17 protein-coding genes, 1 other RNA gene and 1 riboswitch are annotated in these 16,684 nt (G+C 61.0%); of the genes, 8 read left to right on the top strand and 10 right to left on the bottom strand.

What is annotated here, in order from left to right; translation table 11 throughout:
• Positions 1-72: 72 nt before the first annotated feature.
• From HB676_RS16455 to ssrA, 9 genes are all read right to left on the bottom strand, one after another.
• Positions 73-1,200: a ribonucleotide-diphosphate reductase subunit beta gene (locus tag HB676_RS16455; protein WP_213738880.1), complete on the bottom strand. Its 1,128-nt coding sequence runs from the start codon at positions 1,198-1,200 to the stop codon at positions 73-75.
• Between the two features lie 28 nt (positions 1,201-1,228).
• On the bottom strand, positions 1,229-4,144 hold the full coding sequence (locus HB676_RS16450) for a ribonucleoside-diphosphate reductase subunit alpha (RefSeq protein WP_213738879.1): 2,916 nt from the start codon (positions 4,142-4,144) through the stop codon (positions 1,229-1,231).
• Positions 4,145-4,270: 126 nt separating this feature from the next.
• Positions 4,271-4,491: riboswitch (cobalamin riboswitch) on the bottom strand.
• 387 nt (positions 4,492-4,878) lie between these two features.
• Positions 4,879-5,808, bottom strand: coding sequence for a cation diffusion facilitator family transporter (locus tag HB676_RS16445; protein WP_213738878.1), 930 nt, complete (start codon positions 5,806-5,808; stop codon positions 4,879-4,881).
• A gap of 301 nt (positions 5,809-6,109) precedes the next feature.
• Positions 6,110-6,361, bottom strand: coding sequence for a ribbon-helix-helix domain-containing protein (locus HB676_RS16440; protein WP_213738877.1), 252 nt, complete (start codon positions 6,359-6,361; stop codon positions 6,110-6,112).
• Positions 6,358-6,561: a DUF4169 family protein gene (locus HB676_RS16435; RefSeq protein ID WP_213738876.1), complete on the bottom strand. Its 204-nt coding sequence runs from the start codon at positions 6,559-6,561 to the stop codon at positions 6,358-6,360. The genes HB676_RS16440 and HB676_RS16435 overlap by 4 nt, the downstream gene beginning before the upstream one ends.
• An 11-nt stretch (positions 6,562-6,572) precedes the next feature.
• Positions 6,573-6,755 (bottom strand): hypothetical protein, encoded by a 183-nt coding sequence (locus HB676_RS16430; protein ID WP_213738875.1) that lies wholly within the window; start codon positions 6,753-6,755, stop codon positions 6,573-6,575.
• Positions 6,756-6,944: 189 nt separating this feature from the next.
• Positions 6,945-8,378: a class II fumarate hydratase gene (fumC, locus tag HB676_RS16425; protein WP_213738874.1), complete on the bottom strand. Its 1,434-nt coding sequence runs from the start codon at positions 8,376-8,378 to the stop codon at positions 6,945-6,947.
• 81 nt (positions 8,379-8,459) lie between these two features.
• Complete coding sequence (locus HB676_RS16420; protein WP_213738873.1) at positions 8,460-8,981, bottom strand: ClpXP protease specificity-enhancing factor SspB; 522 nt, start codon at positions 8,979-8,981, stop codon at positions 8,460-8,462.
• 135 nt (positions 8,982-9,116) lie between these two features.
• Positions 9,117-9,475, bottom strand: a transfer-messenger RNA (tmRNA) gene (gene ssrA, locus HB676_RS16415).
• Between the two features lie 90 nt (positions 9,476-9,565).
• On the opposite strand from ssrA, the gene HB676_RS16410 reads away from it, so the two are divergent.
• From HB676_RS16410 to HB676_RS16395, 4 genes are all read left to right on the top strand, one after another.
• Complete coding sequence (locus HB676_RS16410; protein WP_213738872.1) at positions 9,566-10,168, top strand: chromate transporter; 603 nt, start codon at positions 9,566-9,568, stop codon at positions 10,166-10,168.
• Entirely contained in the window at positions 10,165-10,689 is a 525-nt protein-coding gene (locus tag HB676_RS16405) for a chromate transporter (protein WP_213738871.1), read from the top strand. Before HB676_RS16410 ends, HB676_RS16405 begins: the two co-directional genes overlap by 4 nt.
• A gap of 213 nt (positions 10,690-10,902) precedes the next feature.
• The gene (locus tag HB676_RS16400; RefSeq protein WP_213738870.1) at positions 10,903-11,697 is read left to right on the top strand and encodes a thymidylate synthase; all 795 of its coding nucleotides are present in this window, start codon (positions 10,903-10,905) and stop codon (positions 11,695-11,697) included.
• A 31-nt stretch (positions 11,698-11,728) separates the two neighbouring features.
• On the top strand, positions 11,729-12,217 hold the full coding sequence (locus HB676_RS16395) for a GNAT family N-acetyltransferase (protein ID WP_213738869.1): 489 nt from the start codon (positions 11,729-11,731) through the stop codon (positions 12,215-12,217).
• A gap of 10 nt (positions 12,218-12,227) precedes the next feature.
• Here the strand turns inward: HB676_RS16395 and HB676_RS16390 are convergent, their stop codons facing one another.
• Positions 12,228-13,091 carry an alpha/beta hydrolase gene (locus HB676_RS16390; RefSeq protein WP_213738868.1) on the bottom strand — a complete coding sequence of 288 codons (864 nt, stop codon included), beginning with the start codon at positions 13,089-13,091 and terminating at the stop codon, positions 12,228-12,230.
• Between the two features lie 313 nt (positions 13,092-13,404).
• Here HB676_RS16390 and HB676_RS16385 point away from each other — a divergent pair, with 313 nt between their 5' ends.
• From HB676_RS16385 to HB676_RS16370, 4 genes are all read left to right on the top strand, one after another.
• The gene (locus HB676_RS16385; RefSeq protein ID WP_213738867.1) at positions 13,405-13,917 is read left to right on the top strand and encodes a dihydrofolate reductase; all 513 of its coding nucleotides are present in this window, start codon (positions 13,405-13,407) and stop codon (positions 13,915-13,917) included.
• A 160-nt stretch (positions 13,918-14,077) separates the two neighbouring features.
• Complete coding sequence (hflK, locus tag HB676_RS16380) at positions 14,078-15,235, top strand: FtsH protease activity modulator HflK (protein ID WP_213738866.1); 1,158 nt, start codon at positions 14,078-14,080, stop codon at positions 15,233-15,235.
• On the top strand, positions 15,232-16,134 hold the full coding sequence (locus HB676_RS16375) for a protease modulator HflC (protein WP_213738865.1): 903 nt from the start codon (positions 15,232-15,234) through the stop codon (positions 16,132-16,134). The genes hflK and HB676_RS16375 overlap by 4 nt, the downstream gene beginning before the upstream one ends.
• 88 nt (positions 16,135-16,222) lie before the next feature.
• Positions 16,223-16,423: a DUF2065 domain-containing protein gene (locus HB676_RS16370; RefSeq protein WP_213738864.1), complete on the top strand. Its 201-nt coding sequence runs from the start codon at positions 16,223-16,225 to the stop codon at positions 16,421-16,423.
• The last annotated feature ends 261 nt before the right edge of the window (positions 16,424-16,684 follow it).

Here is a 16,684-nt window from a genome sequence, read left to right as displayed (position 1 = left end):
CACAATGTCGTCCCGGCGTTCGCCGGGACGACATTGATAGATGCGTAGGGCAGGCAAGGCAGCGGCTCGAGCCTACCCCCAGTCGAGCGCGCCGCCGTTCTGGTATTCGATGACCCTGGTCTCGAAGAAGTTTTTCTCCTTCTTCAGGTCCATCGCCTCCGACATCCACGGGAACGGATTTTCCGTCTCGTCGAACACCCGCGATAACCCGAGCTGGGCGCAGCGGCGGTTGGCGATGAAGTGCATGTAGGTTTCGCACAAGGCCGCATTGAGCCCGAGGAAGCCGCGCGGCATGGTATCGCGGCCATAGGCGGCTTCGAGTTCGGCGGCGATGCGGATCATGGCGCGAATCTCCTCCTGGAATGCCTTGGTCCACAGATGCGGGTTCTCGATCTTGATCTGGTTGATCACGTCGATGCCGAAGTTCAGATGGATCGATTCGTCGCGCAGGATGTATTGATACTGCTCGGCGATCCCGACCATCTTGTTGCGGCGGCCCAGCGACAGGATTTGTGCGAACCCCGTGTAGAACCACATGCCTTCGAAGATGACATAGAAGGCGACGAGGTCGCGCAGGAATGCCTGATCGGCTTCCGGCGTCCCGGTCCTGAAATCGGGATCCTCGAGATGCTGGGTATGCTGGAGTGCCCATGCCGCCTTGTCGGTGATCGAGGGCACCTCGCGATACATGTTGAACAGCTCGCCCTCATCGAGGCCGAGGCTTTCGACGATGTATTGGAAGGTGTGCGTATGCACCGCCTCCTCAAAGGACTGCCGCAGCAGATATTGGCGGCATTCCGGGTTGGTGAGGTGGCGATAGATCGCCAGCACGATGTTGTTGGCGACGAGGCTCTCGGACGCCGCGAAAAATCCGAGGTTGCGCTTGATCGCGCGGCGCTCGTCTTCGGTGAGGCCGTCGCGCGATTTCCACAGTGCGATGTCGGCCTGCATCGAGACTTCGGTCGGCATCCAGTGATTGTTACAGCCGGCGAGATATTTCTCCCATGCCCATCGGTATTTCAGCGGCAATAGCTGATTGACGTCGGCGCGGCAGTTGATCATGCGCTTATGATCGACTGAAACCCGGCCGCCGGCGCGATCGATTACGCCGAGCCCGGTCTGATCGATGGCGGGCTGCGACTTCAAGGCGAGGGGCGTGGGCAGCGGCGTGGCCGCTGTTGTCTCGGACCAGTCAAGCATGTGGTTTCTCCTCAAGGGTTCGTGCTGCTTACTGGCAGGCTTCGCATTCTGGGTTGTCGATCGAGCAGGCGAGGGCGCCGGACAGGTCCGGGGCGGTGTTGGCGTGCGGGACGATGATCGGCGCATTCGCCGACATCATCGCGGTCGAAGACACGCTGTTGAGCTTGCCGTCGGTACCCTTCAGCGTCGATTTCTCGACATGGGTCGCGCTGCGGGAGCGCAGATAATAGGTGGTCTTCAGGCCGCGGGACCAGGCGAGACGATACAACGCGTCGAGTTTTTTGCCCGAGGGGTTGGCGATGTAGAGATTGAGCGATTGCGACTGGTCGATCCATTTCTGACGGCGCGCGGCAGCTTCGATCAGCCAGGCGCTGTCGATCTCGAAAGCAGTAGCGTAGAGCGCCTTGAGATCGTCCGGCACGCGGTCGATCGATCCCACACTGCCGTCGAAATATTTCAGGTCATTGACCATCACTTCGTCCCACAGCCCGCGCGCCTTGAGATCGCGGACCAGGAACTCGTTCACCACGGTGAAATCGCCCGACATGTTCGATTTCACATAGAGATTCTGGTAGGCGGGCTCGATCGATTGCGCGACGCCGCAGATGTTTGAAATCGTCGCCGTCGGCGCAATCGCCATCACGTTGGAATTGCGCATGCCGACCGATTTGACCCGTTCGCGCAGCGGACCCCAATTGAGCGTCGCAGATCGGTCCATCGCCAGCTCGCCGCGCGCCTCGGCCAGGATTTCGATCGAATCGATCGGCAGGATGCCCCGGCTCCACAGCGAACCGTTGAAGGACGGATAGCGGCCGCGCTCCGCGGCGAGATCGACGGAGGCCGAAATCGCGTGGAAGGAAATCGCTTCCATGCTGGCGTCGGCGAAGGCCACCGCGGCGTCCGACGTGACGGCAAGCCGCATCGCATGCAGCGCGTCCTGAAAGCCCATCAGGCCGAGACCGACCGGACGATGTTGCAGGTTCGAGCGGCGCGCTTCGGGAATGGTGTAGAAATTGATGTCGATGACGTTGTCGAGCATCCGCATCGCCGTGGTCACGGTGCGCTTGAGCCTGATGTCGTTCAGGCGGCCGTCCTGAATATGATTGAGCAGGTTGACCGAGCCGAGGTTGCAGACCGCGACTTCGTCGTCGGAGGTATTGAGCGTGATCTCGGTGCACAGGTTCGAAGAGTGGATGACGCCGGTGTGTTGCTGGGGCGAGCGCAGGTTGCAGGGATCCTTGAACGTGATCCAGGGGTGACCGGTTTCGAACAGCATGGTCAGCATCTTGCGCCACAGGTCCGTGGCGCGAACCTGCTTGAAGACGCGGATTTCGCCGCGCCGGGTCTTGGCTTCATAGGCCGCATAGCGCTCGGCGAATGGCTTGCCATAGAGGTCGTGCAAATCGGGTGTCTCGTCCGGCGAGAACAGCGTCCATTCGCCGTCGGCTTCGACCCGCTGCATGAACAGGTCCGGCACCCAATTGGCGGTGTTCATATCGTGGGTGCGGCGGCGGTCGTCCCCGGTATTCTTGCGCAGATCGAGGAATTCCTCGATGTCGATATGCCAGGTTTCCAGATAGGCGCAGACCGCGCCCTTGCGCTTGCCGCCCTGATTGACCGCAATCGCGGTATCGTTGGCCACTTTAAGGAACGGCACCACGCCCTGGCTTTCGCCATTGGTGCCTTTGATATGCGCGCCGAGGCCGCGCACCCGGGTCCAGTCATTGCCAAGGCCGCCTGAATATTTTGCCAGCAGCGCATTGTCCTTGACCGATTTGAAGATGCCGTCGAGATCGTCGGCAACGGTGGTCAGGAAGCAGGACGATAGCTGCGGCCGCAGCGTGCCGGAGTTGAACAGCGTCGGCGTCGAGGCCATGAAGTCGAACGACGACAGCAGGTCGTAGAACTCGATGGCGCTGGCTTCGCGGTCGATCTCGCGCATCGCAAGACCCATCGCGACGCGCATGAAAAAGGCCTGCGGCAGCTCGATGCGGGTGCCATCGGAATGGAGAAAATAGCGATCGTAGAGTGTTTGCAGCCCGAGGAACTGGAAGGTGAGATCGCGTGCCGGCTTCAGGGCGGCGGCGAGGCGCTTTATGTCATAGCGGCCGAGATCGGTATCGAGCAGCTCGGCCTTGATGCCGGTCTTGATGTAGGCCGGAAAATATTCGGCATAGCGCGTCGCCATGTCCGCCTGCGAGGCGGTGGTGGGGACGGCATGCACAAATGACAGCACTTCAGTGCGCAGCCTGTCGAGCAGCAAGCGGGCGCTGACATAGGCGTAGTTCGGCTCCTGTTCGACCAGTGTACGCGCCGCCATGATGCCGGCAAGGGCCAGTTCGTCCTGGCTGATTCCGTCGTAAAGATTGCGGTGGGTTTCCGCGAGCACTGCACTCGCATCGGTGCCGTCGAGACCGGCGCAGGCTTCCCCGACAATCAGATTGAGCCGATCGTGATCGAGCGGCACCTTTGTGCCGTTGGCGAGCGTAACGTGCAGCAGGGGTCCCGCGGTTGGCCTGGTTGCCGCCTTGGCCGCTTCGGCTTCGGCGCGCTGTTTGGTCCGTTCATCGCGGTACAGCACATAAGCGCGCGCGACCTTATGGTGCTCGCTGCGCATCAACGCCAGTTCAACCTGGTCCTGCACATCCTCGATGTGAAAGGTGCGGCCTTCGCCCATCCGCCGCGTCAGCGCGCCGACGATTTCGCCCGTCAACTGCTCGACGGCTTCATGAACGCGACGCGAGGCGGCCGCGGTGTGGCCCTCGACGGCCAGGAACGCCTTGGTCATCGCGACCGAAATCTTGCCGGCGTCGAACGGCGACACGGTTCCGTTGCGGCGGATGATCTGCATCCCGGGCTCGGTGGCCGGCGGAGCAAGGGATTCCGGACGCAACTGGATGATGGGAGCGGTTTTGGCGGCTTCGCGTTCGAGAGAGAGTGACATCGGCAGATCCCCGTGGTGATGCGTTGTTGCAGTTTGGGGCTGGTTGTCGTTTGGGGGCGCCGCAGGGCACGCCGACGGCAAACGCCGGCATGACTGTGCAAGCGACCACCGGGACACCCCGCCCGTGGACGTTTCTGGTGTCGCGGCAGGTCTCCTGGCTCGCAGGTCGTCGCTGCATCCGGTCTTCCCAATGCGCTGATGCGCATCAGTGACGTAAAATCGGATGAAACTCGCTGCTTACAGTTGCGGGGGCAGCGCCGGAATCTCGCGCAGATGCGCGATCCACCGGCTTCCCTCTTAGCCACCAAATCTTGCGATCTGATGGAACCGTGACATCCACATGTGGTGTTATTCGCGAACGGCTGTCAATGCCACTATTGCGCGTCTTTAACGAAAACTGTTGAAGCCACTCAGTTGACTGTCCGGTCGCGGTTGCTTGTCGATTCCATGACGTTGCGGTGGGACCGAGATGCATGCTCAGAATCTGTTCGGGCGTCTCCCGCACCTCGACTCTCTGGGCATCGCTTCCGACGAAGGCAAGGATCGTGCGGTCGCCGTCACGCCACATGCTCCCGACCATCGATATATTGACGTGATACGGCAGCCCCGTCTCAAACCTCGTACATTCAATCCAGAAGCGCATGCATTTCTCCAGAGGCGGCATTCAATCCCTTTGGATATTCTTGCCGCAACTATCAACGAAGTGGATTGCCGGTTGAGCGGATGCCTGATGGCTAGACCACCTCGGCGGGCGCCAGCCTGCACACGCCGTTACCCGTTTCGATCTGCAGCGTGGCGTGTGCGATATTGAATTGGTGCGAAAGTTCATCGCATACTTTACCTAGAAAGGCATCGTCAACACCGCCCGGCCGAACCAGATGCGCTGTTAACGCCGTCTCGTTCGTGCTCATGGCCCAGATGTGCAAGTCGTGAACTTCGATCACGCCTTCGCGTCCGCGAAGATAGCTTTCGACCACAGCCAGATCGATGTTCTTCGGTACGCCATCCATTGCGAGGTTCACGCTGTCTTTGGCCAATTGCCATCCGCTCGCGAGCACGACCGCGGCAATGCCCAGGCTGACCGCAGGATCGATCCACAGCCAGCCCGTCCACCTGATAAGCAGCGCCGCAATGACCACGCCAAGCGAAACTCCGGCATCCGCCACCATGTGCAAATAAGCGCCGCGAACATTCAGGTCGCCATGACGGCCTCGCATGAACAGCAATGCCGTCGCGCCGTTCACGACGATGCCCAGAATCGCAACGTAGATGACGGTCTGACTGGCGACGGGCGAAGGGTCCTTAAATCGTCCGATGGCTTCGGCGGCTATGCCGCCCACGGCAATCAATAACAGACCGGCATTGGTCAAGGCCGCCAATATCGAAGCACGACGATAACCATAGGTGTGTTGCCGCGTGGGTTGTTTGAGGGCGAGCCACGCCGCGCCCCACGCCAGCAACAGGCTGATCACGTCGGAGAAGTTGTGGGCGGCGTCCGCGATCAGCGCCAGCGAGTTGGCGGCGTAACCGAACACCAGTTCTGCGGCAACAATAGCGGTGTTGAGCACGACCCCGATAGCAAACGCCAGGCCGAAGCTGTCGGGCGCGTGGGAGTGACCGACATTGCCGTCGGCATGGGAATGGTCGTGGTGATGATGTTGCATGGCGACTGGCCGGCTTTTGCGATCGGACTTTGTTTCGCACGAGCCGAACTTACAGCCGGGTGATAGCGAATACTATTACGGCGCCGCGGCGAAATGGATTGCTTCGCTACGCTCGCAATGACGGAATTGGCTGTTTGAAAATTCAATCGGATGCATAGGCTGGGCAAAGCCAACGGGGTGCGTGAATGTGCGCCCGATGACGGGCTCCGCGTGCCCGCCATTTTCGGCATTCGTTGCATTCGGTGGGCACGGCGCAAGCGCGCTTTTGCCCACCCTGCAAGGGTACTGTGCAACAGCGGCGTTATACCTGCGGCTTGACTTCCGGCGTGGCGGCCATCGCACGCGAGCGAAAATAATCCAGCACGAAGAGTCTGATCGCCGACGACAAATTGCCTTGCTGGCGATTGCTGTCGATCTCGCCGACCAGTTCGGACAGTGTCATGTTCCGCAGTCCGGAAATTTCCTTCATGCCGTTCCAGAATGCCTCTTCGAGGCTGACGCTGGTCTTGTGACCGGCGACCACGATCGATCGTTTGACGACTGGCGATTTCATGACGCGTCCTCGCCGTCGCGATGCTGATCCAGGATGCGATGCTGATCCAGGAGATCGCTGGCGCGCGTGGCACGCTGCTCGTCCAGAACGCGTTCGGATTTGGTTCGGCCAAACCGCGCGCGATTGGTCTCGGCCTGCTGCTCCGACTGCTGTCGCTCAGTGCGCTTCTTGAAACGTTTCAGATTGACGACATCCCCCATGCCAGCCTCCATCATCCAACCAGCCGACGCGCAAAGGATTGATGAAAGCTACGATAATCGGAAGGCGTTCCGTTCATCTGAAAAAATGCGGTCAGCGATATGAAAGTACTGTGAACAATAAATTTCGCGCGCATGCTATTCCCAAAACCCGCATCCCGTCTGCCGGGACGCGCGTTAGGCATTTCGATCGTCATTTAAGAAAATCCCCATTAAGACCACTGATAACACCAATAAATGCGTTTCGCTCTGCGAAAACCAAAATATTTTGAGCCGTACCACGCGACAGCGCAAGTGCGATAGCCGGTCTCGTCAGTTCTTTACGGGGATATGCTCCCTAACAAAAAATTTAGAGCCCGTAATTCAACGGGTTTGCTGCGTGCGGGTCACCCGGGCCGCGTCATTTTGTCCGGCTTGACCAGCCGATCGAATTCATCGGCAGAAACGAAACCGAGCTTCACGGCCTCTTCTTTCAACGTCGTGCCATGCGCATGGGCCGTTTTGGCAACCTTCGCGGCATTATCGTAGCCGATTCTTGGAGCGAGCGCAGTCACCAGCATCAGCGAACGCTCCATCAGTTCCCGGATGCGTTTTTCGTCGGCGCGTATGCCGTCGACGCAATGCTCGGTGAACGACCTGACGACGTCGGCCATCAATTGTATGGAATGCATCATGCCATATGCCAATACCGGTTTATAGACGTTCAACTCGAAATGGCCTTGGCTGCCGGCGACGGTGATCGACGCATGATGACCGAATATCTGGCAGCACACCATGGTCATCGCCTCGCACTGAGTCGGATTGACCTTGCCCGGCATGATCGAGGAACCCGGTTCATTTTCCGGCAGGATCAATTCGCCAAGGCCAGAGCGCGGCCCCGATCCCAACAGGCGGATGTCGTTGGCGATCTTGAACAGGCCGGTCGCCATCGAATTAACAGCGCCATGGGCGAACACATAGGCGTCGTTGGAAGCCAGCGCTTCGAATTTGTTGGCGGCGCTGGTGAAAGGAAGTTTGGTGATCTTGGCTGCGTGTTTGGCAAAGGCGCGCGCGAAGCCGGGCTTTGAATTGAGGCCGGTGCCGACAGCGGTGCCGCCTTGCGCGAGCGGATAGAGTTCCCTGACTGCGATGCGCAACCGCGCGAGCCCGTTTTCGACCTGCGCGGCATAGCCGGAAAATTCCTGGCCGAGCGTCAGCGGCGTCGCATCCTGGGTATGGGTGCGGCCGATCTTCACAATACGGGCGAAGGCTTTTTCTTTTTTCCGCAGTGCGCGGTGCAGGATCTCGAGGGCGGGGATGAGGTCGGTCGTGATGCGCGTCGCGGCGGCGATGTGCATCGCGGTCGGGAACGAGTCGTTCGACGACTGGCTCATATTGACGTGGTCGTTGGGATGAATCGGAGACTTTGCGCCGAGCTTGCCGCCCAATAGTTCATTGGCGCGATTGGCGATCACCTCGTTGAGGTTCATGTTGGTCTGCGTGCCGGAGCCGGTCTGCCACACCACCAGCGGAAAATGATCGTCGAGCTTGCCGTCGATCACTTCCTGCGCGGCGCGGATGATGGCGCGGGCGCGGCGTTGATCGAGCAGTCCGAGTTCGCGGTTGGTTTGCGCCGCGGCGAGCTTGACGATGCCGAGGGCATGAATGATGGCGATCGGCATCCGGTCCTGGCCGATGCGGAAATTCTGCCGGGAGCGTTCGGTCTGCGCGCCCCAATAGCGATCGGCCGGAACCTCGATCGGACCGAAGCTGTCGGTTTCCGAGCGCGTGGCACTGGAGGGATTGGAACGAGTGGAGGAGGCGGTGGTCGATCGAGCCATGGATGAATGTCCGTTACGCGCCGCGATCGGTTTCGCGGCAGGACATCCATTCTACAGGCAGCTTTGCAGTTGGCGCGCGGATTATTTCTTGCGAAAGCGATCCAGCCGCACGACTTCGGCGCCCTCGCTTGGTTTGGCTGGCTCGTCGTCGGTTGTCTCGGCAACAGCCACAGGAGGAACCGCCAGCGCCGAAGACGTCGCGGCAGGCACCGCCGGAAGGTTGGTCGCAGCCGCAGCCTCTGCCGCATCGGCCGGCTCGAATTGCAGGCCGAACTGCACCGACGGGTCGAAGAAGCTCTTGATCGAGTTGAAGGGCACCACCAGGCGCTCGGGAATGCCGCCGAACGACAGCCCGACTTCAAAGCGATCGTCGGTCACGACCAGGTCCCAGAACTGGTGCTGGAGAATGACCGTCATCTCTTCCGGGTATTGCGCCAGCAGCCGCGGCGACAGCTTCACGCCCTCGGCGGTCGACAGGAAGGTGATGAAGAAATGATGCTCGCCGGGCAGGCCGTGCTCGGCGGCGTCGGCCAGCACACGGCGCAACACGCTGCGCAATGCATCGCGCGCCAGGACGTCATATCGGATGTGATCGGTCGCCATGATTGGTCCTGTCGCGTTCAGATTTGGCCGGCGAGGATGCGGTAACCCGACTCGCCCAAGCCGCATGCTACCCCGGCAGCGCCCTGAGGTCAGCAGGCGTTGCCGTCGGCGGCGGTGGATATACCAGCAGATTGAAGTGGAGGCTTCTGTTGCCAGGTGCCTCCGGACCCCGCCTAGCGGAGCTTAACCCACCAGGACTTCAGACTTGGTTTTTCAAACCGCTTAAGCGGCCTGAGCAACCGGAGCATAGTTGTCGTTTGCAACTATTGCATAGCCCGATAACGGCGGAACCATACCGGGAAAAAACACGTCCTTTACGCCCTCGTCGATCCTGTTTCGCCCCCGCCAAAGCCCGCGTTTTGAGGCGGCGGGCTTGGGTGGAGGCGCCGGGTGCTGCCCCCGGGTCCGAATGGTTTATTGCGACGGCAATTTATTTCCGTAGCCGGCGAACCGGCGCCCTTAATATAGGGCGCAAAAGTCGAGAAAAACAGGGCCGGAAAGCCTGACTGGACCGGGAACAATCAGGCTTGGAATACCCCAAATATGGGTTGGCCTTGCGCCGCGGCCGTTCTAAATCTCAGGCCATGCCCCCGGATTCGCCGCCGGCCGCCGTTCCGGCGCCGCATCCCCTGATCTCATCGCCCCCCACTCTGGCCGCGCTGTTTGTCGCGTTCGCCAAGATGTCGCTGGCGGGTTTCGGCGGCGTGTTGGTGTGGGCGCGGCGCGGCATCGTCGACCAGCACAAATGGATGACTGCCGAAGAGTTCAACGAGACCTTCGCGCTGTGCCATTTCCTGCCCGGCCCCAACATCGTCAATTTCACGATGGTGTTCGGATCGCGCTTTCGCGGCATTGCCGGCGGGATCGCTGCGTTTTCCGGCCTGCTGGGGCCGCCTCTCGTGATCATGACGATCCTCGGGATATTGTATCAGCACTTCGGCGAGATCGAAATGCTGCGGCGGATCCTGGCCGGCGTGTCCTGCGCCGCGGTGGGCCTTCTGATCGCGGTGGTGTTCCGGATGATGAAGCCGCTGATCAACAAGCGCGATGTGATCGGGCTTATGATCCTGGCCGCGGTGTTTATCGCAATCGGGGTGTTGCGGTTGCCACTGGCGAGCGTGTTGCTGGTCGCGATCCCGGTCAGCATCGCCATCACCTATATCGTCCGGCAAAGGAAGTCGGCATGAACCCGGTCTGGACGCTGGCATGGACCTTCGGCGTGATGTCGCTGTTCGCGGTCGGCGGCGGCAATGCTGCGTTGCCGGAAATGCATCGGGTGGCCGTCGATGTTCAGCACTGGCTGACCGACAAGCAGTTCGCGGATGCGTTCGCGATCTCGCAACTGTCGCCGGGCCCGAATGTGCTGATCGTGACCTTGATCGGCTACAGCGTTGCGGGCATCACCGGTGCGCTGGTCGCGACCCTGGCGATGTGCCTTCCCACCGCCTTGATGGCCTATGGCGTGAGCCGCATCCTGACCAAATCCAGCCATTCGCGCTGGCCTGCCATCATCCAGTCGGCGCTGGTTCCGCTGTCGATCGGGCTGATGGGCGCCAGCGGCTTCATCCTGGCGCGGGCTTCCGACCATACCTGGGTCGCCGCCGTGTTTACGATCGGGGCCGCAGCACTGGCCGCCGGAACCAAGCTTAATCCGTTCTGGATACTGCTGGCCGGGGGATGCCTGGGATTTGCCGGCCTGATCGGCTGAGAGAAGGGCCGGAGACTCTCCTTTTCTGCCTTTGTTCCACGCTTTGATTTGCCCTTGGATATCCCCTCGGACGTCCCCTTGCCGTTGGCCGGCCGGACCCTCATTTTTTGGGGTATAAGCGATCCCACCGGCCGAATCGGCTGTCGAACCGGCAGCCCGGACGTTAAAACCCGCCAGCCCCATCGGCTCGCCAAAGGTCCGCAGCATTAAGCCATGAACCAGTACCACGACCTACTCGAACGGATTCTCTCTGACGGCGCGGAAAAGCATGACCGCACCGGCACCGGTACGCTGTCGGTCTTCGGCCATCAGATGCGCTTCAATCTCGGCGCCGGATTTCCGATGCTGACCACCAAGAAGCTGCCGCTGAAAGCGATCATCCACGAGCTGTTATGGTTCCTCAAGGGCGACACCAATATCGGCTATCTCAGGGACAACGGCGTTTCGATCTGGGATGAGTGGGCTGACGCCAATGGCGATCTCGGTCCGGTCTATGGATCGCAGTGGCGCTCCTGGCCGGCGCCGGACGGGCGCAGCATCGACCAGATATCCAATGTCGTCGACATGATCCGGCGCAATCCTGATTCGCGCCGCCTGATCGTGAGTGCGTGGAACCCGGCCGATGTCGACAAGATGGCGCTGCCGCCATGCCATTGCCTGTTTCAGTTCTATGTCGCCAACGGCAAATTATCCTGCCAGCTTTACCAGCGCTCGGCCGACGTGTTTCTCGGCGTGCCCTTCAACATCGCATCCTATGCGCTGCTCACGATGATGGTGGCGCAGGTGACCGGTCTCAAGTCCGGTGATTTCGTCCATTCGCTCGGCGACGCGCATCTTTATTCGAACCATCTCGAGCAGGCGCGGCTGCAACTGACACGTCCGACGCGCGCGTTGCCGGTCATGAAGATCAATCCCGCCGTGAAGGATATCTTCGCATTCCGCTATGAAGACTTCGCGCTCGAAGGTTACGACCCGCACCCGCATATCAAGGCCCAGGTTGCTGTATGAGTGGCTGTATGAATCGCGGTGTGAGCGTCGAATGTCGCTCCTGATCCGTCGCGCGCGCCCTGATGAAGCGGGGCTTGTGCTGTCACTGGTTCGCGAACTCGCCGAATACGAAAAACTGCTTCACGAAGTCGAAGCCACCGAAGCCGGTATCGGCGCGGCGTTGTTCGGCGATAACCCCGGGCTGTTCTGCGACATCGCCGAATGGAATGGCGAGGTGGCGGGCTTCGCGGTCTGGTTCATCAATTTTTCCACCTTCAGCGGCCGCGCCGGAATTTATCTGGAAGATTTGTTCGTGCGCCCGGCGCAACGCGGCCAAGGCATCGGCAAGGCGTTGCTGTCGCATCTGGCGAAAGAGTGCGTGGCGAACGGCTGGTCGCGGTTGCAATGGGCGGTGCTCGACTGGAACACGCCGTCGATCGAATTCTATAAATCGCTCGGCGCCGTCTTGATGGACGAGTGGACGGTATGCCGGGTTGGCGGCGAAGCGCTGACTGCGCTGGCGCAAGCAAAAGCAGTGTGACCCGTTCAGGTCATTGGCTGCGTTGTTGCATCCAATTGTCGATCTGGCTGATAACCTCAGACTCTATTCCGAAGTAGCCGTGAGGAGTCAGCGAGCCGCACAGCTTGCGCGACTTCTGAACGCCGCCGGCGACTGACAGCACGCGAACACTCACCGAATTCGTCATGGCGGCAGCGATACGCGGGGCATCTGCCGGAGGCGCGACGTTACACTGATCATCCTTGTTCGAGACAATGAGCGCCGGCACACGCACATCCTGCGGGGCGGCGCTAAACACTCCGCTACCGCCCATCTGCGATACCGATTCGGTGAGCACCACACCAGCTATCGCGCCCGGCGGGGCGTGGGCAGCGCCATTCATGGCGGCGATAGAGCCTTGGCTCGTGCCCAGCAGAAAAACCGGGCCGGGCGCCTGTTCCCGGGCAACGCGGACCAAATCCAGTACCAGCGCCGCATACTCGGGCGAACTGCGCAAGCCTCGGAGGTTTGCATGATCCACCGTGTCAGGGATCAACACGGCGTAACCGCGTTGGATCCAAAGGGCGCGTGTGCGAACGACGAAATTGTCGCCGTGACGCACCTCGCCGTCGCGCCGCAGGCCGACTTTACCCGCGCCGCCCGGGAGCATGACGATGGTCGCTTTGGGCCGCGCCGGCGCCGCGTAGAGCACTCGCTGGCGCTCACCTCCCGTCAGCGGCACGTCAATGATCCGCTCATTCGCGTCGGCGCTCACAGCCGCATCTTGCTGAAGCGGGCTATCGCCACGATCGGGGAGAGGCCGGGTCTGAGCGATCGATAGACCAGGGATCACCGCGGCGGTCAGCAAGGTCGCAACCAGCAAAGTCGCAATCAGGATGCGTTTGGTCTCGATCATAAGCTCAACTCCTGCAACGGATCGGCTTATTGTCGCCCGGGGCGGTGAATAGCAGCGGATGGCAATGTTCATCCAGGCTTCACGGGTCTGACTACAGGATGGTCGGATAAGTTTGAACGTCCGACTCCTTATAGTTACAGGTCTCGGTGAAGACCCGATAACTTGCAAACATCGTAGACAGACCATAAACATTTCCGCCGGGGTAAATGCCTGAGTTGATGATGCACCCTCAGGTGGCCTCCTTGATTTCCCGTCGTTTTCGCTGAGATCGGAAGTCGACCTGATCGGTCGCTTGGCAGGGGGTAGTGGTGTGATGGAAATCGTCCTCATCGTTGCCGTTGCGGATAACGGCGTGATCGGTTCGGACGGCGCCATTCCATGGCGGCTGAAGACCGACCTGCAACGTTTCAAGACGCTGACACTGGGCAAGCCGATCGTGATGGGGCGCAAGACCTTCGTCTCGCTGCGCCGGCCATTGCCGGGACGCACCAATATTGTCGTGACCCGCGACGTTAACTTTCGGGCCGCGGGCACCGTCGTGACGACCTCGCTGGCGGACGCCCGTGCAGTCGCGACCGGCGACGCGCTGCGGCGTTTAGCCACTGAAATCGCGGTCATTGGCGGTGCGGAAATCTACAAGCAATGGATGGAATCCGCCGACCGGCTGGAAATCACCGAAGTGCACACAAAGCCTGCAGGCGATACTTATTTCGCCACTATTGATACGGCCGTGTGGGAAGAGGTGGCGCGGGTTCGCAATTCGGCCGGTCCGGACGATAGCGCCGACTTCTCCTTTGTCACATATCGCCGCCGGGCCGCGCGTTAACCCCACCCACCAATGTTTACATTGACAATTATGGCCTCAAGCATAGCTCCTGCAGGCCGTAAGCTTGCGTTGTAAGGGCGGGGGCCGTCCCCTATAAAGCCTGCGGAATACTGCGAGGCGGGGCAGTTTGGCCCCTTTAAGCCCGCGAAGGAGAGCGTTCATGCCGTGGAAGAATCAAGGCGGAGGCCCATGGGGCTCGGGTCCGAAGGGACCCTGGGGGTCCGGCCCGCAGCCGGTGGGACCGAGGCCGCCCGACCTTGAAGACCTTCTGCGCCGCGCGCAGGACCGGCTGCAGCAATTGCTGCCGGGCGGGTATTTCAGCGGCATCGGCATCGCCATCGTGCTGCTTGCAGCGATCGTGATCTGGGCGATGTCGGGCTTCTATCGCGTTCAGTCGGAAGAACTCGGCGTCGTGCTTCGCTTCGGTAAGTATGTTCGCGATGCGCAGCCCGGCTTGAACTACCATCTGCCTTATCCGATCGAGACCGTGCTGCTGCCCAAAGCGCTGCGCGTCTCGACGCTCAGCATCGGCATGACGCTGATCGACGATCCGGCTCGCCGCGGCCGCACCATGCGCGACGTGCCCGAGGAAAGCCTGATGCTGACGGGCGACGAGAACATCGTCGATGTCGATTTTACGGTGTTGTGGCGGATCAAGCCGAAAGGCGTCGCCGACTTCCTCTTTAACATCCAGAATCCTGAAGGCACCGTGAAGGCGGTGGCCGAAAGCGCGATGCGAGAGATCGTCGGCAAATCCAACATCCAGCCGATCCTGACCGGCGCGCGCACCACCACCGAAGCCAGCGTTCAGGAATTGATGCAGAAGACGCTCGACAATTACGGTTCGGGCATCCTGGTGCAGCAGGTGCAGATGCAGAAGGTCGATCCGCCGGCGCAGGTGATCGATTCGTTCCGCGACGTACAGGCGGCCCGTGCCGACCTCGAGCGTTTGCAGAACGAAGCGCAGACCTATGCCAACCGTGTCGTCCCCGATGCGAAGGGCCGTGCCGCGCAGATCATACAGGTGGCCGAAGGCTACAAGCAGCAGGCCGTCGCCGAAGCCAAGGGCCAGAGCGCGCGCTTCCTGAAAGTCTACGACGAATACAAGAAGGCGCCTGACGTCACCCGGCAGCGCATCTATCTGGAAACGATGGAGCGTATTCTCGGCGGCTCCGAGAAGCTGGTCTATGACGGCGGCGGGTCGTCGTCAGGACAAAGCATCGTGCCGTATCTACCTTTAAGTGAACTGACGCCGCGACGCCCGGCTGCGCCTACAACAGGCCAGCCGCAGCAACCGCAGAGCGGAGCAACCCGATGAGATCGCCCGTTACAGGTATTGTTACGCTGCTGTTGCTGTTCGTGCTCGTGATCATCGGCTACGGCTCGGTGTTCGCGGTGTCGCAGACCGAGCAGGCGCTGGTGGTGCGGCTCGGCAAGCCCGTCGATGTGGCCACCGATCCGGGCCTGCACTTCAAGGCGCCCTTCATCGACACGGTGATTCCGATCGACAAGCGGATTCTCGATCTGGAAAATCCGTCGCAGGAAGTCATCGCCTCCGATCAGAAGCGGTTGGTGGTCGATGCGTTTGCGCGTTATCGCATCAAGGACGCCCTGCAGTTCTATCAGAGCATCGGTTCGATCCAGGCCGCCAACGTCCAGTTGACGACGCTGCTTAACGCGTCGCTGCGCCGCGTGCTCGGCGAGGTCACCTTCATTCAGGTGGTGCGCGACGAGCGTGAAGCCCTGATGGGGAAGATCCGCGAGCAGCTCGACAAGGAGGCCGGCGGTTACGGCATCCAGGTGGTCGACGTGCGAATCCGCCGGGCCGATTTGCCCGAACAGAACAGCCAGGCGGTCTACCAGCGCATGCAGACCGAACGGCAGCGTGAGGCCGCCGAATTCCGTGCACAGGGCGGCCAGAAGGCGCAGGAAATCAGGTCCAACGCCGACCGCGAGGCGACCGTGATCGTCGCCGAAGCCAATTCGACCGCCGAACAGGTGCGCGGCGAGGGCGACGGCGAGCGCAACCGGCTGTTCGCCGAAGCCTATGGCAAGGACGCCGATTTCTTTGCGTTCTACCGTTCGATGTCAGCCTATGAGAACGGGCTGAAGAGCAGCGACACCAGGTTCCTGCTGCGGCCGGATTCCGACTTCTTCAAGTTCTTCAGCAACGCATCCGGCAAGGCGCCGGTCGCGGCTGAACCGGCGAAGCCGTAAGGCGCCGCACACATCAAGACGGCGGCGAAGCGGGTTCGCTTCGCTTTCTTTCAAGAAAAAACAACAGCAACCGGGAGGTTCCCATCCGATGAGGTCCATAGCGTTCGCCGACTTCCTCATCGGTGTGGGAATTCTCTTTGTGCTTGAAGGTCTGCTGTTCGCGGCGAGCCCGGCCTGGATGCGCCGGGCGATGAAGAGCGCGCTGGCGACGCCCGACAACATCCTGCGGGTGGTCGGCATCGGCTCGGCGGTCGCCGGCCTCATTCTGATCTGGGTGGTCCGGCGGTAAAAGAACTGCCGTCATTCCGGGGCGCGCATCTTGGCGCGAACCCGGAATCTCGAGATTCTCCGATGTGCAACCGCACATCGTAGCTCGCCGCTCACGCGCCGCCCCGGAATGACGGCTCCTTCACTGCCTCTCAAAAAGGCTGCCATATCAACGCCATCGTGAGCGGGCGCGGTCTGTTTTTCGCCGGAATGCTGGGCTCAAATGCTTGCGCCGCCACCCCGTTCGGGCGCACTGTGGCATTTAAATCCCGTCCCGTTTTCA

Origin of the sequence: Bradyrhizobium sp. dw_411, from assembly GCF_018449695.1 — a bacterium.
Taxonomy (GTDB): domain Bacteria; phylum Pseudomonadota; class Alphaproteobacteria; order Rhizobiales; family Xanthobacteraceae; genus Bradyrhizobium.
The sequence above is the reverse complement of the archived record's forward strand: the minus strand, read 5'-3'. Positions and strand labels throughout refer to the sequence as shown.

Coding starts and splice junctions, on each gene's coding strand:
- HB676_RS16455 (WP_213738880.1), bottom strand. CDS start 1,200: ATGCTTGACTGGTCCGAGACAACAGCGGCCACGCCGCTGCCCACGCCC.
- HB676_RS16450 (WP_213738879.1), bottom strand. CDS start 4,144: ATGTCACTCTCTCTCGAACGCGAAGCCGCCAAAACCGCTCCCATCATC.
- HB676_RS16445 (WP_213738878.1), bottom strand. CDS start 5,808: ATGCAACATCATCACCACGACCATTCCCATGCCGACGGCAATGTCGGT.
- HB676_RS16440 (WP_213738877.1), bottom strand. CDS start 6,361: ATGAAATCGCCAGTCGTCAAACGATCGATCGTGGTCGCCGGTCACAAG.
- HB676_RS16435 (WP_213738876.1), bottom strand. CDS start 6,561: ATGGGGGATGTCGTCAATCTGAAACGTTTCAAGAAGCGCACTGAGCGA.
- HB676_RS16430 (WP_213738875.1), bottom strand. CDS start 6,755: ATGACGATCGAAATGCCTAACGCGCGTCCCGGCAGACGGGATGCGGGT.
- fumC (WP_213738874.1), bottom strand. CDS start 8,378: ATGGCTCGATCGACCACCGCCTCCTCCACTCGTTCCAATCCCTCCAGT.
- HB676_RS16420 (WP_213738873.1), bottom strand. CDS start 8,981: ATGGCGACCGATCACATCCGATATGACGTCCTGGCGCGCGATGCATTG.
- HB676_RS16410 (WP_213738872.1), top strand. CDS start 9,566: ATGCCCCCGGATTCGCCGCCGGCCGCCGTTCCGGCGCCGCATCCCCTG.
- HB676_RS16405 (WP_213738871.1), top strand. CDS start 10,165: ATGAACCCGGTCTGGACGCTGGCATGGACCTTCGGCGTGATGTCGCTG.
- HB676_RS16400 (WP_213738870.1), top strand. CDS start 10,903: ATGAACCAGTACCACGACCTACTCGAACGGATTCTCTCTGACGGCGCG.
- HB676_RS16395 (WP_213738869.1), top strand. CDS start 11,729: ATGTCGCTCCTGATCCGTCGCGCGCGCCCTGATGAAGCGGGGCTTGTG.
- HB676_RS16390 (WP_213738868.1), bottom strand. CDS start 13,091: ATGATCGAGACCAAACGCATCCTGATTGCGACTTTGCTGGTTGCGACC.
- HB676_RS16385 (WP_213738867.1), top strand. CDS start 13,405: ATGGAAATCGTCCTCATCGTTGCCGTTGCGGATAACGGCGTGATCGGT.
- hflK (WP_213738866.1), top strand. CDS start 14,078: ATGCCGTGGAAGAATCAAGGCGGAGGCCCATGGGGCTCGGGTCCGAAG.
- HB676_RS16375 (WP_213738865.1), top strand. CDS start 15,232: ATGAGATCGCCCGTTACAGGTATTGTTACGCTGCTGTTGCTGTTCGTG.
- HB676_RS16370 (WP_213738864.1), top strand. CDS start 16,223: ATGAGGTCCATAGCGTTCGCCGACTTCCTCATCGGTGTGGGAATTCTC.